This window comes from Pseudomonas sp. YuFO20 (genome assembly GCF_035064975.1).
GTDB lineage: Bacteria > Pseudomonadota > Gammaproteobacteria > Pseudomonadales > Pseudomonadaceae > Aquipseudomonas > Aquipseudomonas putida_AE.
This window is the reverse complement of sequence record NZ_JAXDEO010000002.1, coordinates 50,889-69,782: the sequence shown is the minus strand read 5'-3', so window position 1 is coordinate 69,782 and position 18,894 is coordinate 50,889. Positions and strand designations below refer to the sequence as shown.

22 protein-coding genes and 1 pseudogene are annotated in these 18,894 nt (G+C 57.4%); 6 read left to right on the top strand and 17 right to left on the bottom strand.

Going from position 1 to position 18,894, the window contains the following annotated elements:
• Positions 1 to 18 precede the first annotated feature (18 nt).
• The 6 genes from frmR to SOP85_RS01605 all read right to left on the bottom strand — a co-directional run bounded on the left by frmR (position 19) and on the right by SOP85_RS01605 (position 4,511).
• Positions 19 to 294, bottom strand: coding sequence for a formaldehyde-responsive transcriptional repressor FrmR (frmR, locus tag SOP85_RS01630; protein ID WP_103408668.1), 276 nt, complete (start codon positions 292 to 294; stop codon positions 19 to 21).
• Between the two features lie 185 nt (positions 295 to 479).
• Positions 480 to 830 carry an ArsR/SmtB family transcription factor gene (locus SOP85_RS01625; protein WP_323625845.1) on the bottom strand — a complete coding sequence of 117 codons (351 nt, stop codon included), beginning with the start codon at positions 828 to 830 and terminating at the stop codon, positions 480 to 482.
• A gap of 26 nt (positions 831 to 856) precedes the next feature.
• Positions 857 to 1,840: an LLM class flavin-dependent oxidoreductase gene (locus SOP85_RS01620; RefSeq protein WP_323625844.1), complete on the bottom strand. Its 984-nt coding sequence runs from the start codon at positions 1,838 to 1,840 to the stop codon at positions 857 to 859.
• A 35-nt stretch (positions 1,841 to 1,875) separates the two neighbouring features.
• Positions 1,876 to 2,682: a TIM barrel protein gene (locus SOP85_RS01615; protein WP_323625843.1), complete on the bottom strand. Its 807-nt coding sequence runs from the start codon at positions 2,680 to 2,682 to the stop codon at positions 1,876 to 1,878.
• Positions 2,683 to 2,697: 15 nt separating this feature from the next.
• The gene (locus tag SOP85_RS01610; protein WP_323625841.1) at positions 2,698 to 3,498 is read right to left on the bottom strand and encodes a sugar phosphate isomerase/epimerase family protein; all 801 of its coding nucleotides are present in this window, start codon (positions 3,496 to 3,498) and stop codon (positions 2,698 to 2,700) included.
• On the bottom strand, positions 3,495 to 4,511 hold the full coding sequence (locus tag SOP85_RS01605; protein ID WP_323625840.1) for an LLM class oxidoreductase: 1,017 nt from the start codon (positions 4,509 to 4,511) through the stop codon (positions 3,495 to 3,497). Before SOP85_RS01605 ends, SOP85_RS01610 begins: the two co-directional genes overlap by 4 nt.
• A 158-nt stretch (positions 4,512 to 4,669) precedes the next feature.
• On the opposite strand from SOP85_RS01605, the gene SOP85_RS01600 reads away from it, so the two are divergent.
• A complete protein-coding gene (locus tag SOP85_RS01600) occupies positions 4,670 to 5,551 on the top strand; it encodes a LysR family transcriptional regulator (protein WP_323625839.1) in 882 nt (293 codons plus the stop codon).
• Positions 5,552 to 5,627: 76 nt separating this feature from the next.
• Here SOP85_RS01600 and SOP85_RS01595 read toward each other — a convergent pair whose 3' ends face one another.
• Genes SOP85_RS01595 through SOP85_RS01580 form a run of 4 tightly spaced genes read right to left on the bottom strand, consistent with a single transcriptional unit; the run spans position 5,628 to position 8,236 of the window.
• Positions 5,628 to 6,029 (bottom strand): DoxX family protein, encoded by a 402-nt coding sequence (locus SOP85_RS01595; RefSeq protein ID WP_323625838.1) that lies wholly within the window; start codon positions 6,027 to 6,029, stop codon positions 5,628 to 5,630.
• A gap of 17 nt (positions 6,030 to 6,046) precedes the next feature.
• A complete protein-coding gene (locus SOP85_RS01590) occupies positions 6,047 to 6,718 on the bottom strand; it encodes an alpha/beta hydrolase (protein ID WP_323625837.1) in 672 nt (223 codons plus the stop codon).
• The gene (locus SOP85_RS01585; RefSeq protein WP_323625836.1) at positions 6,711 to 7,553 is read right to left on the bottom strand and encodes a DODA-type extradiol aromatic ring-opening family dioxygenase; all 843 of its coding nucleotides are present in this window, start codon (positions 7,551 to 7,553) and stop codon (positions 6,711 to 6,713) included. The genes SOP85_RS01590 and SOP85_RS01585 overlap by 8 nt, the downstream gene beginning before the upstream one ends.
• Positions 7,554 to 7,573: 20 nt before the next feature.
• The gene (locus SOP85_RS01580) at positions 7,574 to 8,236 is read right to left on the bottom strand and encodes an NADPH-dependent F420 reductase (RefSeq protein ID WP_323625951.1); all 663 of its coding nucleotides are present in this window, start codon (positions 8,234 to 8,236) and stop codon (positions 7,574 to 7,576) included.
• Between the two features lie 76 nt (positions 8,237 to 8,312).
• Here SOP85_RS01580 and SOP85_RS01575 point away from each other — a divergent pair, with 76 nt between their 5' ends.
• Positions 8,313 to 9,212, top strand: a complete 900-nt coding sequence (locus tag SOP85_RS01575; protein WP_323625835.1) for a LysR family transcriptional regulator — start codon at positions 8,313 to 8,315, stop codon at positions 9,210 to 9,212.
• Between the two features lie 19 nt (positions 9,213 to 9,231).
• On the opposite strand, the gene SOP85_RS01570 is transcribed toward SOP85_RS01575, so the two are convergent.
• Positions 9,232 to 10,185: an alpha/beta fold hydrolase gene (locus tag SOP85_RS01570; RefSeq protein ID WP_323625834.1), complete on the bottom strand. Its 954-nt coding sequence runs from the start codon at positions 10,183 to 10,185 to the stop codon at positions 9,232 to 9,234.
• A gap of 105 nt (positions 10,186 to 10,290) precedes the next feature.
• On the opposite strand from SOP85_RS01570, the gene SOP85_RS01565 reads away from it, so the two are divergent.
• Both SOP85_RS01565 and SOP85_RS01560 read left to right on the top strand, forming a co-directional pair.
• A complete protein-coding gene (locus SOP85_RS01565; protein ID WP_323625832.1) occupies positions 10,291 to 11,199 on the top strand; it encodes a LysR family transcriptional regulator in 909 nt (302 codons plus the stop codon).
• Positions 11,200 to 11,338: 139 nt separating this feature from the next.
• The gene (locus tag SOP85_RS01560) at positions 11,339 to 12,133 is read left to right on the top strand and encodes an SDR family NAD(P)-dependent oxidoreductase (protein ID WP_323625831.1); all 795 of its coding nucleotides are present in this window, start codon (positions 11,339 to 11,341) and stop codon (positions 12,131 to 12,133) included.
• A gap of 87 nt (positions 12,134 to 12,220) precedes the next feature.
• On the opposite strand, the gene SOP85_RS01555 is transcribed toward SOP85_RS01560, so the two are convergent.
• Positions 12,221 to 13,093 (bottom strand): LysR family transcriptional regulator, encoded by an 873-nt coding sequence (locus SOP85_RS01555; RefSeq protein ID WP_323625830.1) that lies wholly within the window; start codon positions 13,091 to 13,093, stop codon positions 12,221 to 12,223.
• Positions 13,094 to 13,196: 103 nt separating this feature from the next.
• Here SOP85_RS01555 and SOP85_RS01550 point away from each other — a divergent pair, with 103 nt between their 5' ends.
• Positions 13,197 to 14,588 (top strand): MFS transporter, encoded by a 1,392-nt coding sequence (locus tag SOP85_RS01550; RefSeq protein ID WP_323625829.1) that lies wholly within the window; start codon positions 13,197 to 13,199, stop codon positions 14,586 to 14,588.
• Positions 14,589 to 14,597: 9 nt separating this feature from the next.
• On the opposite strand, the pseudogene SOP85_RS01545 reads toward SOP85_RS01550, so the two are convergent.
• The 4 genes and pseudogenes from SOP85_RS01545 to SOP85_RS01530 form a co-directional block, all read right to left on the bottom strand.
• Positions 14,598 to 14,824 (bottom strand): annotated as a pseudogene (locus SOP85_RS01545) (arsenical resistance protein ArsH); the annotation flags it as partial.
• Positions 14,825 to 14,955: 131 nt separating this feature from the next.
• Positions 14,956 to 15,570 carry a nitroreductase family protein gene (locus tag SOP85_RS01540; RefSeq protein WP_323625828.1) on the bottom strand — a complete coding sequence of 205 codons (615 nt, stop codon included), beginning with the start codon at positions 15,568 to 15,570 and terminating at the stop codon, positions 14,956 to 14,958.
• Between the two features lie 70 nt (positions 15,571 to 15,640).
• Complete coding sequence (locus tag SOP85_RS01535) at positions 15,641 to 15,994, bottom strand: putative quinol monooxygenase (protein WP_323625827.1); 354 nt, start codon at positions 15,992 to 15,994, stop codon at positions 15,641 to 15,643.
• Positions 15,995 to 16,080: 86 nt separating this feature from the next.
• Positions 16,081 to 16,278: a tautomerase family protein gene (locus tag SOP85_RS01530; RefSeq protein WP_323625826.1), complete on the bottom strand. Its 198-nt coding sequence runs from the start codon at positions 16,276 to 16,278 to the stop codon at positions 16,081 to 16,083.
• Positions 16,279 to 16,444: 166 nt separating this feature from the next.
• Between SOP85_RS01530 and SOP85_RS01525 the strand changes: the two genes are divergently transcribed.
• Entirely contained in the window at positions 16,445 to 17,347 is a 903-nt protein-coding gene (locus SOP85_RS01525; RefSeq protein WP_323625825.1) for a LysR family transcriptional regulator, read from the top strand.
• Positions 17,348 to 17,372: 25 nt separating this feature from the next.
• Here SOP85_RS01525 and SOP85_RS01520 read toward each other — a convergent pair whose 3' ends face one another.
• Positions 17,373 to 18,893 carry an MFS transporter gene (locus tag SOP85_RS01520; protein WP_323625824.1) on the bottom strand — a complete coding sequence of 507 codons (1,521 nt, stop codon included), beginning with the start codon at positions 18,891 to 18,893 and terminating at the stop codon, positions 17,373 to 17,375.
• Between the last annotated feature and the right edge of the window lies 1 nt (position 18,894).

Here is an 18,894-nt window from a genome sequence, read left to right as displayed (position 1 = left end):
GCCCGAAAGGTTCGGTGTTTACTTGAGGTAAGTGCGCACCAGTGAAACCACTTCATCGATCGAGGCACGCTGTGCCTGCGACGTGTCGGTTAGCTGTGAAAACTCTTCCCTGAGATGGCTCTCTAGAACGCCAGCCATCAAGCCGTTTACCGCGCCACGCAGCGCTGCAATCTGCTGCAGAACGGGGCCGCATTCAGCGCCTTGTTCAAGTGCAGCTTGCAGGGCATCCAGTTGGCCCCTGACCCGATTGACTCTGCCTAATACACGTTTTTTTTCTGCCGGCGAATGTGGCATTGAGCGTCTCCAGTATGGGCGTGGTGGTAATCGTACGCCGGTACGGAGGGGAGCATTTGAATATACTGACCGGGAGTATATTGGCCCGCCTTGCAAACAAACATCGGCATTTTGTTTGGGGACTGATCGCAATCTGTTTCTAATGGCTCGCGGTGCGCCGGCTGCAACGGCCACGGAGCGGGAGTCTAGAAGGGGCGACCAGGCTGAATCTGGAGTTGGTCTCGTAGCGAGATCGCCAGCGCTTCTACTGCCGTCTCGTTGCGCCGATAGAAGTGAAAGGTGCCTGTCCGACAGACATCAACCAAGGCTGCCTCCCTGAGTACGGCTAAATGTTGGGACACGGTCGATTGGGACAGGCCGCAACGTTGCGTGATCTGGCCGACACTGATTCCCCGTTCAACGTCCCACTCCTGCTGGGGGAAATACAAAAGTGGTGCCTTTAGCCACTTTAGGATTTCCCGCCGCAGCGGGTGGGCAATCGCGCGCACAGCGGCATCGACGTCAGGCGAGGGGCATTTTTGCTGTTTCTCACACATGGACTGTCCCATCGCTCCAGGCTGGATCAACTCGCCATGTCGGCCAAGGATTCGGCGATGAGTTGGTAGGATCGGCAGCGAGCCTTGGCGTCATAAATGCGCGCATCAATGATCACTTCATCCACCTGGGTCGTTGTAATGAACTGGCGCAGCCAACTGCTGACGTCGTCCTGGTCACCAGTCGCGGTGCACTGCATCGCCTGATTAAGCGTGTGCCGATCAATATTTGTAAGCGTATCCATAAAGCCCTCCGAGGGACGTGGTAACGGGCCTGCTTTCCCGGTGTACAGGTTGCACACCCACTGCCGGTGAGAGCTCGCGATGTAATCGGCTTCGGCCCGTGAGGGGGCAGCAAAGACATTGACGCCCGCGATCACATAGGGCTGCTTGAGCGCCGCAGATGGGCGAAACGAAGTACGGTAGTGCGTAATCGCATCCATCAAGAAGCGCGGTGCGAAATGTGACGCGAAGGCATAGGGCAGCCCGAGCTTGGCGGCAAGGTCTGCGCTGTTCATGCTCGAGCCCAGGAGCCAGAGTGGCACGTGGTGGGGACCGGGAATAGCCCGCACCGGCTGATGCCCGTTGTCCGCCAGGTAATCCTGCACGTGTTGAATGTCCTGCGTGAAGTCACGCTCTGAAGCGTCACCGCGCAGGGCGCGGATGGCCGCCCCCGCTGAACCTGGTGCTCGACCGATACCCAGATCGATGCGGCTAGGGAACAAGGTGGCCAATGTGCCGAACTGCTCGGCCACCATCAATGGGGAGTGGTTGGGCAACATGATGCCGCCGGAGCCCACGCGCAGTGTGTTGGTGGCCGCTGCCAAATGCTGGACGAGCAGTGTGGTGGCGGAGGACGCGATGCCCGGCAGGTCGTGATGCTCGGCGACCCAGTAACGTTTGTAACCATGGGCTTCCACATGCTGCGCCAGTGCGACAGCGTCATCCAGGGTGTCAGTGAAGGTTTTACCTTCGCCAATCATCATGAGGTCCAGCACAGAGAGGGCAGTCATTGCAGGCTCCTTTTTCATATCAGGTGGAGAGGGCGTTACAGCGATGTAAAGTCAGACCAGTGCGGATGACGTTCCAGGCGACGATCAACATCGCGAAGAGTCGCCAGGCAGCGTTGCAGTTTCAGGTAGATATCGCCGCCGTAGTCCCAGCCGAGCACGCCAATGCTGCCTGTGTAGCCGACGCTGTTCAGCGCCGCGACCACAGCAAAGTTGTCCAACTCTCCGCGGTCAACCGGCTCCATCGTGGCCACGCCGCCCCAGCCCAGTTCGCTGAGCGCGCTGCCTGAAAGTACGACTTGCATCAACCAGGGTTGCATGGCTTCAAGACGCTGCTGAAGTTCGCCTTCCTGACTGGCGTACCAGTGATAGCCGTTGAACGATGCTCCCAGGCGCGGGTGAGCGAAGTATTCGCAGATCTGCACCACTTGAGCCGTGGTCTGGGTGACGTGGTGAAGATGGGGATACAGAGCGATTCTTAAGCCGCGGCGTTCTGCGATGGGCAGCAGCGACTCGATGAACCGCAGGATGGCCGGGCTGCCGTTGACTGAGGTCTGGACCGCCAGTTCGATGAGTTCGACCCCTTCAACGCTTTCGATGATGCGCCGTACAAGGTGATCATTGCGCCCTTCGTGCAGCACCAGGTACAGGCCTTCGACGCACAGGCCGTGCTGTTCACCAACGCGCGGCAGCAAACGTAGGTCGGTCAGCGGCGTGCCGCCCCAGGCCGAAACAGTGAGACCGTCATAACCGAGTTCGGCGAGCATTTCGCACTGTGACTGAAAGGCATAAACGCCCATTGAAGAGTAAAAAAATGAATCGAGTGCATGGACACGATGGGCCACGGTCTATCTCCTCGCCTAGCGTGGCGTCTCGGTCAATATGGCCCATTCAGGGTGTGCGGCCAGGCGTTGCTCCATGGAGCGATATGCCGTGGCTGAACGGCGCAGGTTGCCGTAGACGTCGCCTCCCATACTTTGCCATCCCAGCACGCCGACACGACCCGTAAAGCCGCGGCGTTCCAGCGCGCCCAGCAGGACGAAATTATCCATCTCGCCTTCATCAAGCGTTTCGATGGTCGCCAGCCCGCCCCAACCCAACGGAGAACGTCGAGTGCCGGCAATGTTCACGTGCTGGAGCCAAGGCCACATCGCATCAAGGCGTTGCTCCAAGGCTTGTTCTTCAGTGGCGTACCAGTGATAACCGTTGAACACGATATTGAGCAGGGGATGGTTGAATTCCCGGCACAGTGCGACGGCTTCCGACGTCGTTTGCATGCCGTAGCGTGCGTGCGGATAAAGGTTGATGTGCAGGCCTCTGCGCTCACAGATAGGCAACAGGCGCTCAAGCATGCGGCGGTCAAAGCTCGTGACTTCATCACCTGAATGCAGCGCCAGTTCAATGGTGGTGCAACCCTCAATGCTCTCGAAAACCTGGGTCACGAAAGATTCGAGGCCCTTGCGGTAGATCAAGTAGACCGCGCCTACGTCAAGGCCCCAGGTCGGTTTGACTTGGGGAATCGACTTCAGGTCTTGGCTCCACGCAGACATCGTCAAACCTTGGTAGCCAAGCTCGGCGAGCATTTCGCACTGTGCGGCCAGGGGATAGGTGCCCATGGCGGTCTGGAAGATGAAATCCATGTGGTGAAGGGCGTGTTTCATTGGGCGGCCTGCATAGGTTGAGGGTCGACGGGGAGGGCGATGCCTGGAAAATGAGGCAGCAGGTATTCAGCCAGCTCATCGATGACCTCAGCGGCAGGGCGGCGTTGTGGTTTGAAGTGCAGGGCGACATGACCTACCCCCTGATCCTGCTGGCGTTTCCAGTGCTCGATCAGCGCATTGCGCCCAGCGCGCAGTACGCGTCCCGCCTGCACGGGATGGTTCGGATCGCGATCCAGATCAAACAACGTGCCGTAGCCGTAGGGTTTGTGCACCTCGTTGCCACAGACCGCACGCCAGCGCTCGATCACCTCGGGAATCAAAGCGGGGTTGGAGGTGTAGGAAAGAATCCCGTCAGTGTTTTCACCGATCCATTCCAGCGACTGACCCGCGTGGCCGACGATAAGGGTGGGCAAGCGCGCCCCGACAGGTTTGGGGATCAGGTCAATGTCACCGTTCAACTGGCCATAAAAACGCGACGTATGCTTTGCCCAATGGCTTTGCGTGGTTGCGCGGATGATGCCCAGTGCGTCCCGGAAGCGTTCGGCACGGTTGTCAAAATCCAGCCCGAAAGCCGGGTATTCGATCGGCCGGTCGCCGGTGGCCAGCCCCAGTATGAATCGCCCGCCGAGCAGTTGGTCCACGCTCGCGGCCTGCTTGGCAACAATCAGAGGATCGCGCAACGGCAGGACGATACCCGCCGTGCCAATGGCAATTCGCTTGGTCACGGCAGCCAGGTAACCCGCATAGACCAGTGGATCGAGGATTTGGCCGACGTCCCCGAAATTGGGGTCATAAAATGGCACATCGCGCAGCCAGATCGCGGAAAATCCGGCTTCGTCTACGCGTTGAGCCATCTGCGCGTGATCCTGCAAAGTAGGGCCTGGGCTGTTGGGGTAGCTTTCCAGCGGGGCAATGAGACCGAAGGTCAAATGCCCCGGTTTGAATACGCGGGCATAGCCAGGGTGTTGCTGAAGCTCTTGGGCGATTGCGCGCGCGCGAGGTTGAGAGGTCATCGGGGTACGCTCGTAGTAGCGGATGGCGGTGACGTTGAAGGCTAGAAGCGCTCCATTTAGTCACGATGGAGGGGACTATAAGCGGTATGATTGGAAAGAAAAACAGGATGAAGTTCCGATCATTTGTGAAAATAACGCTCAAATAGATGAGGCTGTTCATGGACCATTTCGGCGCGCTCAGCGCATTTGTGCAGGCGGCGCAGACCCGCAGCTTTACTGAGGCCGGGCGCAGGATCGGGGTGTCTTCCTCGGCCGTTGGCAAGGCCGTCGCGCGGCTTGAGGAAGAGTTGGGCGTGCGGCTATTTCATCGCTCCACGCGGGCGATTACCTTGACGGCCGAGGGCAGTCTTTTTCTGGAGCGTTGCCAGCGGATTTTTGCCGAATATGAAGTCGCCAAACGCGAGCTTACGCAGGCTGCAGGCAACCCCCAGGGCAAGTTACGCCTCGGTTTGCCACAGCTCGGCATGCGGTTGATGCCTCATCTGATTGCGTTTCAGCAAGCGTATCCAGAAGTGGAATTGGAGCTGGAGTTCAGTGATCGCTTGGTCAATGTGATCGAGGAGGGCTTCGATGCGGTGATGCGCATCGGCGAAGTCGACGATTCCCGACTGATGATGCGTAAGCTCAATGGCTACAGTCACCGGTTGGTCGCATCGCCAGACTACCTCTCGCGTCGCGGTGTCCCTTCGCGGCCGACGGACCTTTCGAACCATGCTTGCCTGCGATACCGCTATCCCACCAGCGGTAAGCTTGATCCCTGGCCGCTGGTGACAAAGAAAGGGCAAGACACGCTGGAGCTGGGGCAATCAGCGACGTCCAACGCGATTGAAGCTTTGCTGGCAATGGCGGAGGCGGGGCAGGGTATCGCCTGCCTGCCCGACTTTTTTATCGAGGATGCCATCGCGACAGGGCGCTTGGTGCCGGTGTTGGACCGGTATATCAGTGATCACCGCACGTTCAGCATTCTGTGGCCGTCCAGCCGACAGCCGCTGCCCAAGATCAAAGCGTTTGTCAGCTTCATGGCGTCACGTCTGACGTGAGCCCGTGTTGTGCCCCAAACGCAGCTGCCAGCGCTCTGGGTTCCCAGGGCGCCGGCAGCTGTTGCGTGGGGTTCAATCAAGCATTGTTGGATGGCTTGGCTGCAAAGGCGCCATCACCCAGCATTGCAACAACCAGTGCGGTCATGCTCAGGTAGATCGGATATTCCCAGCCGCCATTGGCGTTGGTGAAGCTCCAGCCGTTACCGAAGTGTACGGTCGCCGCGACGAACAGTTGGACCACTGCCAGTGCGGCTACCCAGCGTGCATAGACACCTAATACCAGCATCAAGCCGCCGATCACTTCGAAAGCCATGATCGGATAGGCCAGGAAGCCTGGAAAACCGATGGACTCGAAAAAGCCTGCGGTGCCCGCCGGGGTGAATACCAGCACTTTGGTCAAGCCGTGGGCGATGAACATGATGCCCAGCGCTAGGCGCATTACGAGTGCAGCGTAGGGTGCAGTGCGAGAATCAATCATGGTGTAGCTCCTTTTATTTAGTTGGGAAGGGACAGCGTGTGGCGCAGCCATTGAGAAAAGTCGGCCAGTTCTTCACCGATAATCTCGTGGGCCATGTTGTAGAAATGGGTTTCGTGCTTGACGCCGATGCGATCCAGCCAGGCATCTGCCTCGTTCGCCCAGTCCACCGGCAGGACGGAGTCCTGGTGACCGTGGGCAATGAAGGCCGTGACCGGCTTGAGGCGCTCGGCTGAAGCAATCCTTGGGGCAATCTCGCGCAGCATGCGGCCGCTCAATATTGCAAAGCCAGCCACCAGTTCCGGCTCGGTGACGCCCAGGCTCGCACTCATGATGCCGCCCTGGCTGAAGCCTGCGATCACGGTTGGCAGGGCGGGCAGCGCTTCGATAAAGCGCTGCAAAAGCTGGCGGCTGGATTCCGCCTGTTCCTGGTTGAAGGACGGACCGTTGCTGGTGAAGCTCACCTGGTACCAGGCAAAGCCTTGCGGGCCGACCTGCAAGGGGGCGCGAACCAGAATGACTTCCAACTCTTCGGGAAGCGATTCGGCCAAGGCAGCAAGATTGCCCTCGTTCGAGCCCACACCATGCAGCAGGATCAGGCGACCTTTAGGCGTGAAGGTGCTGCAGCCTTTGCGGAAAAACAGACCTGTTTGTGGTTCGCGGGCTGCGTCGGAAAATGTAGTGTCACGCATGGTCGATAGTGCCTTGAGTTTGTTGAAAAGGTTCGCCGCCATTGGACGGGGCCGAGGAGAACAAGTAGCTGTCCATTGCCAGCACGCCGTAGGTCACGCCGCCTTCCAATACCTGCGTCTCGTAGCCTTCCCCGGCTGCGCCCAGGGCGATCAGCAAGGGCAGAAAGTGTTCATCGGTGGGGTGAGCCCGCTCAGCCGACGGCGCATACTGCTTGAAGTCCAGCAATTGCCCGGTGTTACCGTCTTGCAGGGTCTGAGCTGTCCACGCGGCGAACGCATCGACATAGGCGGCGCTCTCGCGGGTGGCTCCGCGGAACTCGTACAAGTTGTGGGTCAAGCTGCCTGACGCGACGATCAGTACATTCATATCTCGCAGCGGCTTGAGTGCATCGCCCAGCTTCCAGGCCTGATGGGTATCAAGACTGGATGGCATGGATACCTGGACCACCGGGATTTCCGCCTCGGGTGCCAGGTACAACAGCGGTACCCAAGCGCCATGGTCCAGGCCGCGTTGAGCGTCCAGTCGCGATTGCCAGCCGGCTGCCTGCAACAGGTTTACGATGTGCCCAGCCAGGGCGGGAGCGCCCGGTGCGGGGTAGCTCAGTTGATACAGTGCGTCGGGAAACCCTCCAAAATCATGGATGGTCGCAGGAGCGGTGCTCGCAGTGACAAGGACTTCGCCGCGCGTCATCCAATGTGGAGAGAGGACGACGATGGCGTCAGGTCGCGGCAGCTCGCGACCGACCTGTGCCAGGCGGGGACCCGCCAGGCCAGGCTCGATGGCGAACATTGGAGCACCATGAGACACAAACAGCAGGGGGAACGGGGTGTTCATGGTGGAATGCTCCGAAGGGGTTACTTGTTAAGCCAAACAGGGGCGATGGATGTGCCCAGGCCAGCGCCGTAGCCGAGGTAGATGTTCAGGCCTGCCAGCGGCTCCAGGTAGCGAGCGTTGATCAGTCCGCCGGTATCGACGGTGTTCCAACCCAGGCTGCGAGCCAGAGCCGTTGCTGTCTGCTTGGCGCGTTCACTGTCACTGGCCACGAATACGCTGCCACGCTGTTCATCGGCGAATGTAGGTCCATCGCCCAGCACTTGAGCAAACAGGGTGTTGAAGGCTTTGACGACCTGGGCCTGTGGGACGGCCTTGGAAATTTCTTCGCTGGCGCTGGTGACATGGCCGATGGTCAGCGACATGTAATCGGCGCTGAGCGGGTTGGTGATATCGATGATGACCTTGCCGGTCAGATCGCCAAGGCTCTGCAGCGCTGCGACGGCGTCTGCGTAGGCTGTGGCCAGCACCACCACATCGCTGTCGCCCAGCGCCTGGTCGGCGGTAAAGGCGGTTACCTGTTCGAACCGGGCTGCCAGCGCTTCTGCCTTCTGGATATCACGGCCCGTAATACGGACAACGTGACCGGCGCCAGACAACTGCTTGGCGAACGCTGAACCCATGTTGCCGGTCCCCACTACTGTAATTTTCATATCGACCTCTTTTGCGTTGGTTTGTGCTTCGATGGGCTCAGTTTATAGATTGTAAATCTGAGATAAATAAGGCCGAATGTGATGCATAGTTCCAGTAGGTGAGACAGTCATGGACAGAGCGTTGGAAATGCAGGTGTTCTGCACAGTGGTAGATAAAGGAACTTTTGTAGGCGCGGCCGAACCGCTCGAAATGTCTAAGGCCGCTATCTCGCGGTATGTGAGTGCCCTTGAGGAACGATTGGGCGCACGGCTGCTGCATCGCACCACACGCAAACTTTCGCTTACCGAGGAGGGTCGGCAGTTCTACCATCAGGCACGAGAGGTGCTTGCCCTGATGGATCAGGCAGAGGAGGCGGTAACGTCCGCAGCGCCGGAACCTAGCGGGGTTTTACGGGTGAATGCGCCAGTCAGTTTCGGCGTTCTGCACCTTGCGCCGCTGTGGGGGGCGTTCATGAGCGCCCACCCGAACGTCGAGTTGGATATCAGCTTGAATGACCGTTTGGTGGACTTGGTGGATGAGGGCTTTGACGCAGCGATACGCATTGCGCGCATGGAGAATTCGTCCCTGGTGGGGCGGCGGCTGGCTGGCACGCGCATGTGCCTGTGTGCTTCCCCCGACTATCTGGCGAGTCATACCCCGCTACGCACGCTGGCGGACCTGGCTGAACATGGCGTCATTGCCTATACCAACTTTGCGACGGGCAATGAATGGCTGTTCGACGGGCCCGATGGGCGCGTCAGCGTGCGCACCCGCTCGAGCGTGCGCTGCAACAATGGCGATACGTGCCGCAGTATCGCCATTGCGGGTGGCGGCATTGCCCTGCAGCCAAGCTTTATGGTCGGTGAGGATTTACGCAGCGGAACCCTGGTGGAAATCCTGCCTGAATACCGCTCCATCGAGTTAGGCATTTACGTGGTTTATCCCACGCGCAAACACCTTGCGAGCAAAGTGCGGGCGCTGATCAGCTTTCTGACTGAACGTTTCGCCCATCCCGAGTGGGAGCGCTAAAGAGTTTAAGCGGCACGCATCAGGAACGTTGCAAAAAGCTGTGCAGGTCAGCGGCGAATTTCTGCGGATTCTTGAATGCCAGAAAGTGATCGCCCTGTTCGGCCTTGTCGTACACATACAGTACTGAGTCACGGATCACTGAATTCATCCACTTTTGACTGTCCAGCCAGTCACTGTATTCCCCGGTAAAAATCGCGGTGGGCAAGTCGATCTTGGTTTGGATGACATCTCGCCAGTCGTTGGTGACGTGATCGAAAAGCACCAACCCGGTAAACGCCATGTCGTCCTTTATGGCCGCCTGGACCAGGCTGATTGCATTGTGGAAGTAGGGGGAGTCGAGTGCCATTGCGCGCTCGAGCACACGAGTTCCTGAAATCAATTGGTTGGTCGGTTTCATGTTTACATAGGAATCGATCATGCGTTCCGGTGAGGTGGTGAACGCACCTGCATCCAGTCGCTGTTGTTCTGTCCAATCGGCGTGACAATAGACCGAAGGTGCCTGATCGATGATGCTCAAGGTGCGAATACCGCTGGTTCCGAACAGATCAATGTATGCCCACATCACCGAAGCACCCATCGACCAACCGCAATAGTGCGCGTCAGGCACACCCAGATGCTCGGCAAACTCTTTAACGTCCATGGCATAACGGGAAATGCGGTTGCCCGACGCCGTTTTTTCGGAGAATCCCTGGTTGCGCACATCCAACACGTAGACGTGATAGTGATTACTGAGGATGTGCATGAGGTGGAAATACATCGCCCCGTTGGCAGACCAGCCCGGGATGAAAATCAATGGCTGCCCTGCACCTGCTTCCCAATAAGCCAGATTTACACGGTCACTGGTTCGGAAGCTGCTGACTTTAAGGTCGGGAAAGTCCGAAACGCGGAATGCCTGGTCAATGATTTCGTGGGGAAAGTAAAAGTCTTCGCCGAGCATGGCCGGGAGCGTTTGATTAATCAGGGGGTACTTCACGGTCCAATCCTGTGTCGATTCAAATAACGTCGAGCGACGATAGAGCTTGGACAGTTCGAGGATAAATACTCAAAATGCCTGAACATTCGAAACGGATCATTGGTAATGGATCGTCTGAGCAGTATGGCGGCATTTGTCAAAGCCGTGGAAATGGGGACTTTCAGTGCCGCTGGTGATGCGTTGCAGATGTCCGCGCAATTGATCGGCAAGCATGTGCACCATCTGGAGCAGCACCTCGGTGTGCGTTTGCTCAACCGTACTACGCGCAGACAAAGCCTCACCGACTTCGGCCGCGAGTTTTACGAGCGTTGCAAACTCATCCTGGCCGAAGTTGAAACCGCCGAAAACCTCGCAGCCCATACCCAGGCGGCCCCTAGCGGACGGCTGCGCATCAATGCGCCCGTCAGTTTTGGTATGCAGTCCCTTGCGCCATGCCTGCCAGCGTATATGGAGGCTAACCCGCAGGTGAGCGTCGAGCTGAGCCTGGCCAATCGTGCTGTTGATCTTATCGATGAGGGCTTTGACGTGGTTTTCAGAGTCGGTGCGCTGGCCGACAGTGGCTTGGTTGCGAAGGCGCTGGCGCCCTACAGGCTAGTGCTGTGCGCTGCGCCGTCTTACCTCGAAGGCAAACCGCCGATTGAGACGCCGTGGGACCTGCAGAACCATGAGTGCCTGGGGTTTTCCCATACCGAGCTACGCACGCACTGGACGTTCGATGGGCCTGAAGGAACAGTCGTTGTCCCCGTCGGCAGTCGATTCATGGCCGATCACGGCGAACCGCTGCTGTGCGCCGCGCTGGCCGGGTTGGGGATACTGCTTCAACCGGTGGAACTGGTACGCAAATCACTGCTCGCCGGGGAGCTAGTCACGCTGTTGCCAGATTACCCGCCACCCAGTCGCCCCCTGCACGTGCTCTACGCGCCCGACCGCCGGCTCACGCCGAAATTGCGCAGTTTTCTCGACTTCGCCACGCAGACATTCGGTGCTGATTTCGTTGAGACTGAGCTCTTTTGAAACAGGCTGTTGTAGATGACCAACCTGAATCGACATTTTTCCAAGAGCGGCTAAGTCATACAGTGACCGCTTTGCTTTCTACGTAACGGTAGGAACTGATGGCGGGCATACCGGCCCGTACATTCTTGAAGGAGAAATGATGAATATCCAACTGAAGACGAAACGCGCACTGGTTACCGCCTCGACCGGTGGCATTGGTTTTGCGGTGGCTAAGGGGCTTGCCGAAGCAGGCGCCGCCGTCGTCGTCAATGGCCGCAGTGAAGGCTCTGTGAACGCAGCGGTTACCCGTCTGCTGGCTGAAGTGCCCGGTGCCAGTGTCAGTGGTGTGGCTGCAGACCTGAGCACCGCGCCAGGCGTTGCGACCTTGTTGGCCGGTGTCAGTGATATCGACATTTTGGTGAACAACGCCGGCATTTATGAGGCGCAGGATTTCTTCGAAGCCGGTGATGATGTGTGGGACAACTACTGGCATACCAACGTGATGTCGGGCGTTCGCCTAAGCCGTGCGTTGCTGCCAGCCATGGTTGATCGCGGATGGGGGCGGGTAGTGTTCGTTGCGTCTGAGTCTGCACGAAACATTCCGGCGGACATGATTCACTACGGCGTTTCCAAGACAGCCCAATTGGCACTGGCCCGTGGTTTGGCGAAACGGGTTGCGGGCAGTGGTGTGACCGTCAATAGCGTGCTGCCTGGGCCTACGCTGTCTGTTGGCGTCGCGGACATGATGAAGGGCGAAGTCGAACGCACCGGCAAATCACTTGAGTCGGTGGTCGCCGAGTTTGTCATGCAGCATCGCCCAAGCTCGATCATTCAGCGTGCGGCTAGCGTGGAGGAAGTGGCTAACATGATTGTTTATGTCTGCTCGACGCAGGCATCGGCTACCACTGGCGCTTCGTTGAGAGTCGACGGTGGCGTGGTAGACGATATCGTCTGACAGGCGTTCAACGCTGGCGTGACACCTATGGATTCACCGCGACGAATTACCACCCTCTGATCGAGCCTCAGCCGGGACCGCCGAGGCTCAACCTTTCGAGGGCAAGCCCAAGCCAAGGGGCTCCAGTAACTGCAAAATCAGCTCTGTGGTCTTTCGTACCACCTTGTCATTACGGCGGTCGGGGTGCATGGCGACCCAAATGTCGAGGTTGAGCATTTCACGGAGGCTGTCTAGCCTTACCAATCGATCGTCACTGTCTCCGATAAAGCACGGTAATCCTGCAACGCCGATCCCGGTGCAGGCTGCCTCATATTGGTGGCTTAAATCTGAGACCTCGCAGGCAACTCGCCTCGGACCGATTAACTCGTATAGCCAGCGCTTGTGGGCAAAGTCACCTTGCCGATCGGTATAACCGATGAATTCCCATTTTTCCTCATTCAGCGCATTCGCGTAGCCAACCTTCGCGTAAAGCGCAAACTGCATCAGACCCACCTTTCGAGTGATGTCGGTATCTTCGATAGGCGGCGAAAGACGCAATGCCAGGTCTGCCTCAAGCCGTGACAAGGTTGCGAAGTGGGGCTCGCTGAGAATAGAAAGCTGCACCAGCGGAGACAATCTGGCCAGTTCAGCCAGATTGGGTGTCAGGAAATGCCTGGCCAGGATAGGTGGGGCAGTGATGGACACCTTCGCCCGCACGGTCGACCTGGAAGACAAGCACTTGCGCTCAACGGCGAAGGCCTTTGCTTCAATATCCAAAACGTCCTGCATGATCTGCTGACCTATTTCAGTCAGGCGCGATTCACGCGGGAGTCGATCTACCAAGCGTACACTGAGTTGAGCTTCCAATGCGGCGAGCCGCCGGCTGACTGTGGCTTGATTAACATTAAGTTTACGTGCAGCGCCCGACAGGCTGCCTGCAGTTGCAATCGCCAAAAAAAATCGAAGATCTTCCCAGTCCATGTGCCATGCGTATTTGCATTGAATGTGTGCGGATATTAATATTTACGCATTGCTTGTCAAGCGCTACCGTTTAGCTATTGAAATAACACCGCGACCCCACATCATGTCCGCCACCGCACCCAAAACAATATCCCTGTCAGCGATCCATATCGCAGCTTGCCTTGGTTTTCTTGTCGTCCAACTCGACGTCAGTGTCGTCAATGTCGGTCTAGGTGCGTTGAAAGCCGCATTCGATACGGACCTGACCGGTCTGCAATGGGTCATCAACAGTTATGCACTTGCATTCTCGGCGCTGCTGATCATGGGAGGCGCGTGGGGTGACAAATTCGGTGCCAGAGAAATGTTCGCCTCGGGGTTTGTAATATTCACCATTGCCTCTATAGGTTGCGGACTATCCAACAGCATGAGCATGCTAATAGGGATGCGTATCGTCCAAGGCGTTGGAGCAGCCTTCTTGGTGCCTACCTCCCTGACGTTGATACGGCTGGCATTCGAGGATCCTGCCAAAAGGCGATCAGCCGTGGCCGCGTGGGGTGCTTGTGGAGGTATCGCCTTGGCTGCGGGGCCGGTCATAGGAGGTCTGCTGATCGAGTCGCTCGGCTGGCGCAGTGTTTTTTTACTCAACGTCCCAATCGGCCTAATTGCCACCGGATTAATCTTTCGGTATGCACCACCTTCTCCAAAGTTCGATAAGAAAGTGGATTTTCCGGGGCAAGTCAGTATCGGTCTTTGCCTGGCGTCACTCACTTACGCCCTGACTGAATCAAGTTCCCAAGGCTGGGGCATTGAAACGCTATCGACCCTGGCAATCGCCGTACTTTGCGCATTTGCATTCGTCTTGATTGAGCGACGCGTAAAGGCCCCTATGCTGCCAAGTCGATTGGCCCGAAACAGAACTCTGGCAACCACTGCATTGGCAGGTGCCACCATCAATTTCACTTTCTACGGCACCGTGTTCATATTCAGCATCTACTTCCAGTCGTTCCTGCATTACGACGCTTTCAGAACTGGGCTGGCGTTCATACCGCTAACGGCAGTGCTGACTATTTCCACGATGATCTCGTCTCGGATCGCCAGGCGCGTCAGCGCACAGCGCATCATTACTATAGGTTTCCTGATTCAGGCAGTCGGCTTTGTGGCGTTGGCGCGCGTCACCCCTGAGACATCGCTTTGGTACCTGAATATTGCCCTGATGGTAGTGGGTATTGGCAGTGCATCGTCTGTGCCTTCGATTACGAACTCGATGCTGTCGTCGGTTTCTACGCATGACGCCGGCATGGCGTCGGGACTGATGGCGTCCGCCAGACAGTTGGGCGGCGTGATCGGTGTGGCAGTGTTCGGGGCCATGATCACCAGCACCGAACCTGCTGCTTTTTCCCGAGGGTTATCGACTGCAATGATTGTCTCAGCGATAGTTTTGTTGGCCTGCATAGCGGTGAATTTTTGGGTCGGCCGAGCGTCCCAAGTGCCCGTCAACGCTGATACGCTTGAGTAAATCCTTAGCAGACTCTCTACTTCGGCAGAGCTGGATGACCGCAAGTTTTTACCCTGGGTCGGCCGCACAGCACCGATTGCCTGCGGCACCCAGTCCATCCGAGCCTTGAACGACGCGCTCATCGAACCGTGGCGCAGAGCACCACACGTGCCTTCCGGCTATTGCATCAGCTCCCGCAGCGCCGAAACCTTGGGGTGAGTGTCGGGAGCATCAAAAGCTTGAGCGTGCCCAGAAGGGAAGGGGGAAGGGGGAAGGGTATTGCAGTCGATGGCGGGGAGTTATAGGAGCAAATCTGCGGCAGTCTTGTTGCCAAATAGTTAGAAATCCACCCGCATGCCTGGATTAACCTGACATACGGGCCCGCAGCTTAAACAAACTGCAAAATGTCGTTCACGGCTTTACGCGGTTTCTGTGGCCAGTTGGCCAAGCCAGGGTAGCCGACGGTGATTAACATCACGGGCACATCTTCATCCGACAGGCCGAACTCTTTGGCGACCGCAGCCTGATCGAACCCGATCATCGGCGTCGAGACTAAACCCTGGCCCTTGGCGGCCAACATCAGGGTCATCGCGGCGAGCGAGCCAGAGCGGATTGCTTCGTCGCGCTGCAGCTGAGGATTCTCCTGGTACATGCCTTGAGCCGCACCCACCCACATGTCGTAGATCGATTGGTCAATGATCCCGGCATCAAGTGTCGGCTTCAATGCAGCAGGGAGGGTCGCATGCGGGTTCAGGGTACCGCAGACAATAAATGTCACAGAGGCGTCCATGACCTTTTGCTGGCCGAATGCCAATGGCAACAAGCGCGCTTTAGCTTCGGTGCTGCGCAGGGCCAGAAACTTCCAATTTTGCAGGTTAAAGGCGGAAGGGGCGTGGGTAGCCAGGTCAATCAGTTCGGCAATCTGCGCGTCCGTCAATGAACGTTCAGTGTCGTAGCTGTTGGCGGAAATGCGGGACTTGATAACTTCGGCGATTACGGACATGGCGGTCTCTGTGTGGGATATCGATGCGCAGGGAACGGTTGTCGCTCCTGAGCCTGCGCCTTGATTGAATTCAGCGGCTGAAGCCATCAAATGGGGTCATGTAGACGGCGCCGAAGGGGTCCAGGCGCTTGCGGATTTCGGCGTCGGGTGTGCCGTAGACCACCAGGCTTTTGATGGAGCACAGCTCCAGGAATCGCCGGCCGAAAGGCGCAAACGTGGTGTCTACGTGGCTCACCACAGCATCGACGTTATAACGCTCAAGGATATGAACGGTGTTGTTGTCTTCATTGACGCTGTATTCGTAAACCAGTGTGCCCGGCTCAGCACGGGTGGCAGCAACGATGGTGGCGATAAGTGCCTTGAACTCAGCGAATTCCGCGGGTTTGACCGCGAGAGAGAACAGGCAGGAAATATGCGGATGCATGGTGGTTTTCTCCAGCAGATTTTTAACAAATACCTGCACGGCAGTATCGCGGGTCTAGCCGATGCATGCGGTGCAGGTCGGGGGCGTCAGGACTTTTCGGGTGCTTCGCCGAAAAGCTTGCCGGCGCCGGCCCAATCCGATGCTGCTACATCTTCGAAAATCACGTAGATGTAATTGGCATCGGTACCGGTGTGTTTAACGATGCTTTCGGTGATTTCTGCGGCAACAGCGGCTTTTTGCGCGTGTTCCTTACCTTCAAACCAGCTCACACGTACTACAGGCATGATGTTGACCTACTAATAATTGATGATCGGGAGAAAGGTGCGCGACGTAGGATCACTATCGGCACCGTTGCATTGCTGGAACTCATCTTACTGTTGAATATTCTGGTGATAAATAATCTAAAACTATAATCTGGGTAGATCAAAACTCTACAATCGGCGAACTGGCATGGTACCTATCGATTCGTTTCAAGGCGTCATCACCTTCGTCGTCGCGGCGCGCTCGACCAGCTTCACCCAGGCTGCCGAGCGTCTCGGAGTGTCCAAATCCGCCGTGGGAAAAGCCATTGCACGCTTGGAGGAACGCCTGGGCACCCAGTTGTTTCACCGCACGACGCGCCGAATTTCCCTGACTGCGGATGGTGATGCTTATTTTGTGGCGTGCTCTGGCGCCCTTGAAGAAATTGGCGCTGCTGAGAGCGGCTTGGGGCCCGGTGGTGGCGAGCCCTCCGGACGCCTACGCGTCGACATTCCGGTCGCGTTCGGGCGTCGGGTCGTGGCCCCGTTGCTGTTTGAGATCGCCAACAAGTATCCGGCTTTGCAACTGAACCTGACGTTCTCCGACCACCTTGTTGATCCCTTCGAGGAGGGCATCGATTTGCTGGTTCGCTTTGGAGAACTGCAAGACACTAGCGGTCTGGTGGCGCGGCGTCTGACAAGGCAACGCTGGGCCATTTGTGCCGCCCCTGGCTATCTGAGACGTTTTGGCGTCCCAGAGACCCTGGAAGACCTGAGCCAGCACCGTTGCATTGTCGGGCATCGACGCGGCCAGCCGCTGTCATGGCGTGTCATGCAGGCGGGGCAGACCGTGCGTTACGCACCACCTTCGAACCATCAGATTGGCGACGGAGAGGCGATGATTCTCGCGGCGGTCGCCGGCACCGGTTTGTGCCAGATGCCACGCAGCCTGTTCCAGGACGATATTCAGGCGGGCAGGCTGGTGGAGGTTCTGCAAGTGTATGAACCCGAAGCTGTCGACGTACATGCCGTGTGGCCCAAGGTGTCGCATCTGCGGCCAAAAGTCAGGTATGTGGTCGATGAGCTGGTCAAGCTATGTGCGCATTGGCAGTGATTCAGTCTCACAAGCAGAAAAGGCCTCACTTGAAGGTTTTCTGAGTGATGGAAATGACAAGCGCAACACTGGCGACAATGATGACCGCCCAGAAATACTCCATGCTCGCGACCAGGGTTGATTGTTGGTGCAGCGATTGGGCAAGTGTCGCTACCGAAATCTGACTGGCTGGACCCGCACCTACAGCGGGTGTCAGTGCCTGAGTCAGTGTATGAGTCTGTTCCAGATAGAGCGGGTCGCCTGAACTGAAGTGATTGTTGAGGTTGTTGTATTGCAGCGTGGTGCGCCATTGCAGGAACAAGGTCGCGACCGTTGTTCCAAGGGCCATGGCGATCTGGGCCAGCATGCTTTTGATCTGATAGGCGTGGGCGAACAGCGTGTCGTGGTGTGTCACATCGCGAAATGTCTGCATGGCCGCCGTGGCGAGTACCAGCATCACGAAACAGCCGTTAAGCACCAGTGCAGGCAAGATGTTTGACCACATATTCGCGCCCGGCGTGAGGGATGAGGACAACCAGCCGAAGCCGAGCAACGCTGCGAACCCGGCCACGAAGAACTTTTTCGGTGCGGGGAATTTAGGAATGACAACGGACATGACGCCCCAGGTGATCAGCGCTCCCGCCAGGCCGAAAGCCTGAAAGGTACCAATTGTGTCCCATGAGTAGCCCAGCCCGGTCTGCAGAAAGTACGGCAAAATGTAGTTGTTGCCGCCCAACACTATGTAGGTGAAGCAGAAGAGGGCCACCCCTAGCATGTAGCGGGGTTGCATCAGGTCTTTTACCTTGAGAAAAGGTTCATGTTTACCGTGTTCGGTATGAAAAAAGATGTAGATGCCCAGCGCAGCCAGCAGCGCAAAGGCGATGAGAATGAATGACTCGTTGTAAAAGTCGTAGTAGGAGCGTTGCAGAACATAAAGCAGGAAAAAACTGCTGACCGATAACAAGAGGATGTTGGCTGGGCTGGAGGGCGTTCTTTCACCTTCCGGAGCGAGGGTGTTGGGCAAAAAACGCGTGCAAAGAAAAGCGGCTAGCAATGCGCCTGCGGCCAATATCGCGAAAATGGCGTGCCAGGTGTCTTCAACCACCACAAGTGACGAAAGAAATGGCGCCGAAGCCGTACCGCCCGCCAGACCGGTCGCAAATACCTTGACCCCGGCAAAACGTCCAGGGCCGGGCGGTAGCAGATTGACCATCAAGCGCGCGGATGTCATGAACGATGCCCCACCCAATGCCATGATGACCCGGCCGACTGTAAAGGTACTCAGATCAGTCCCTACACCACACACGAAAGCGCCCACGACGTAGATGCTGATTGAGCCTAGCATGAAGTTACGCCAGCCCAGCCGTTCGACCAGCCAGCGCTGCTTGGAAATCACCACAACGGCGATGCACGCATACAGCGCGGCGACAAGCGTGAACTCTTCGGGACTGGCGTCGATTTCTCCGCGGATTGGCGCCGAGGCGAATGCAATCATGCCTGCCTGCAAATATTCCAACGCGCATAACAGTCCCACTGTCAGCAATAAGGCGGCATTCTTTCTGTACATG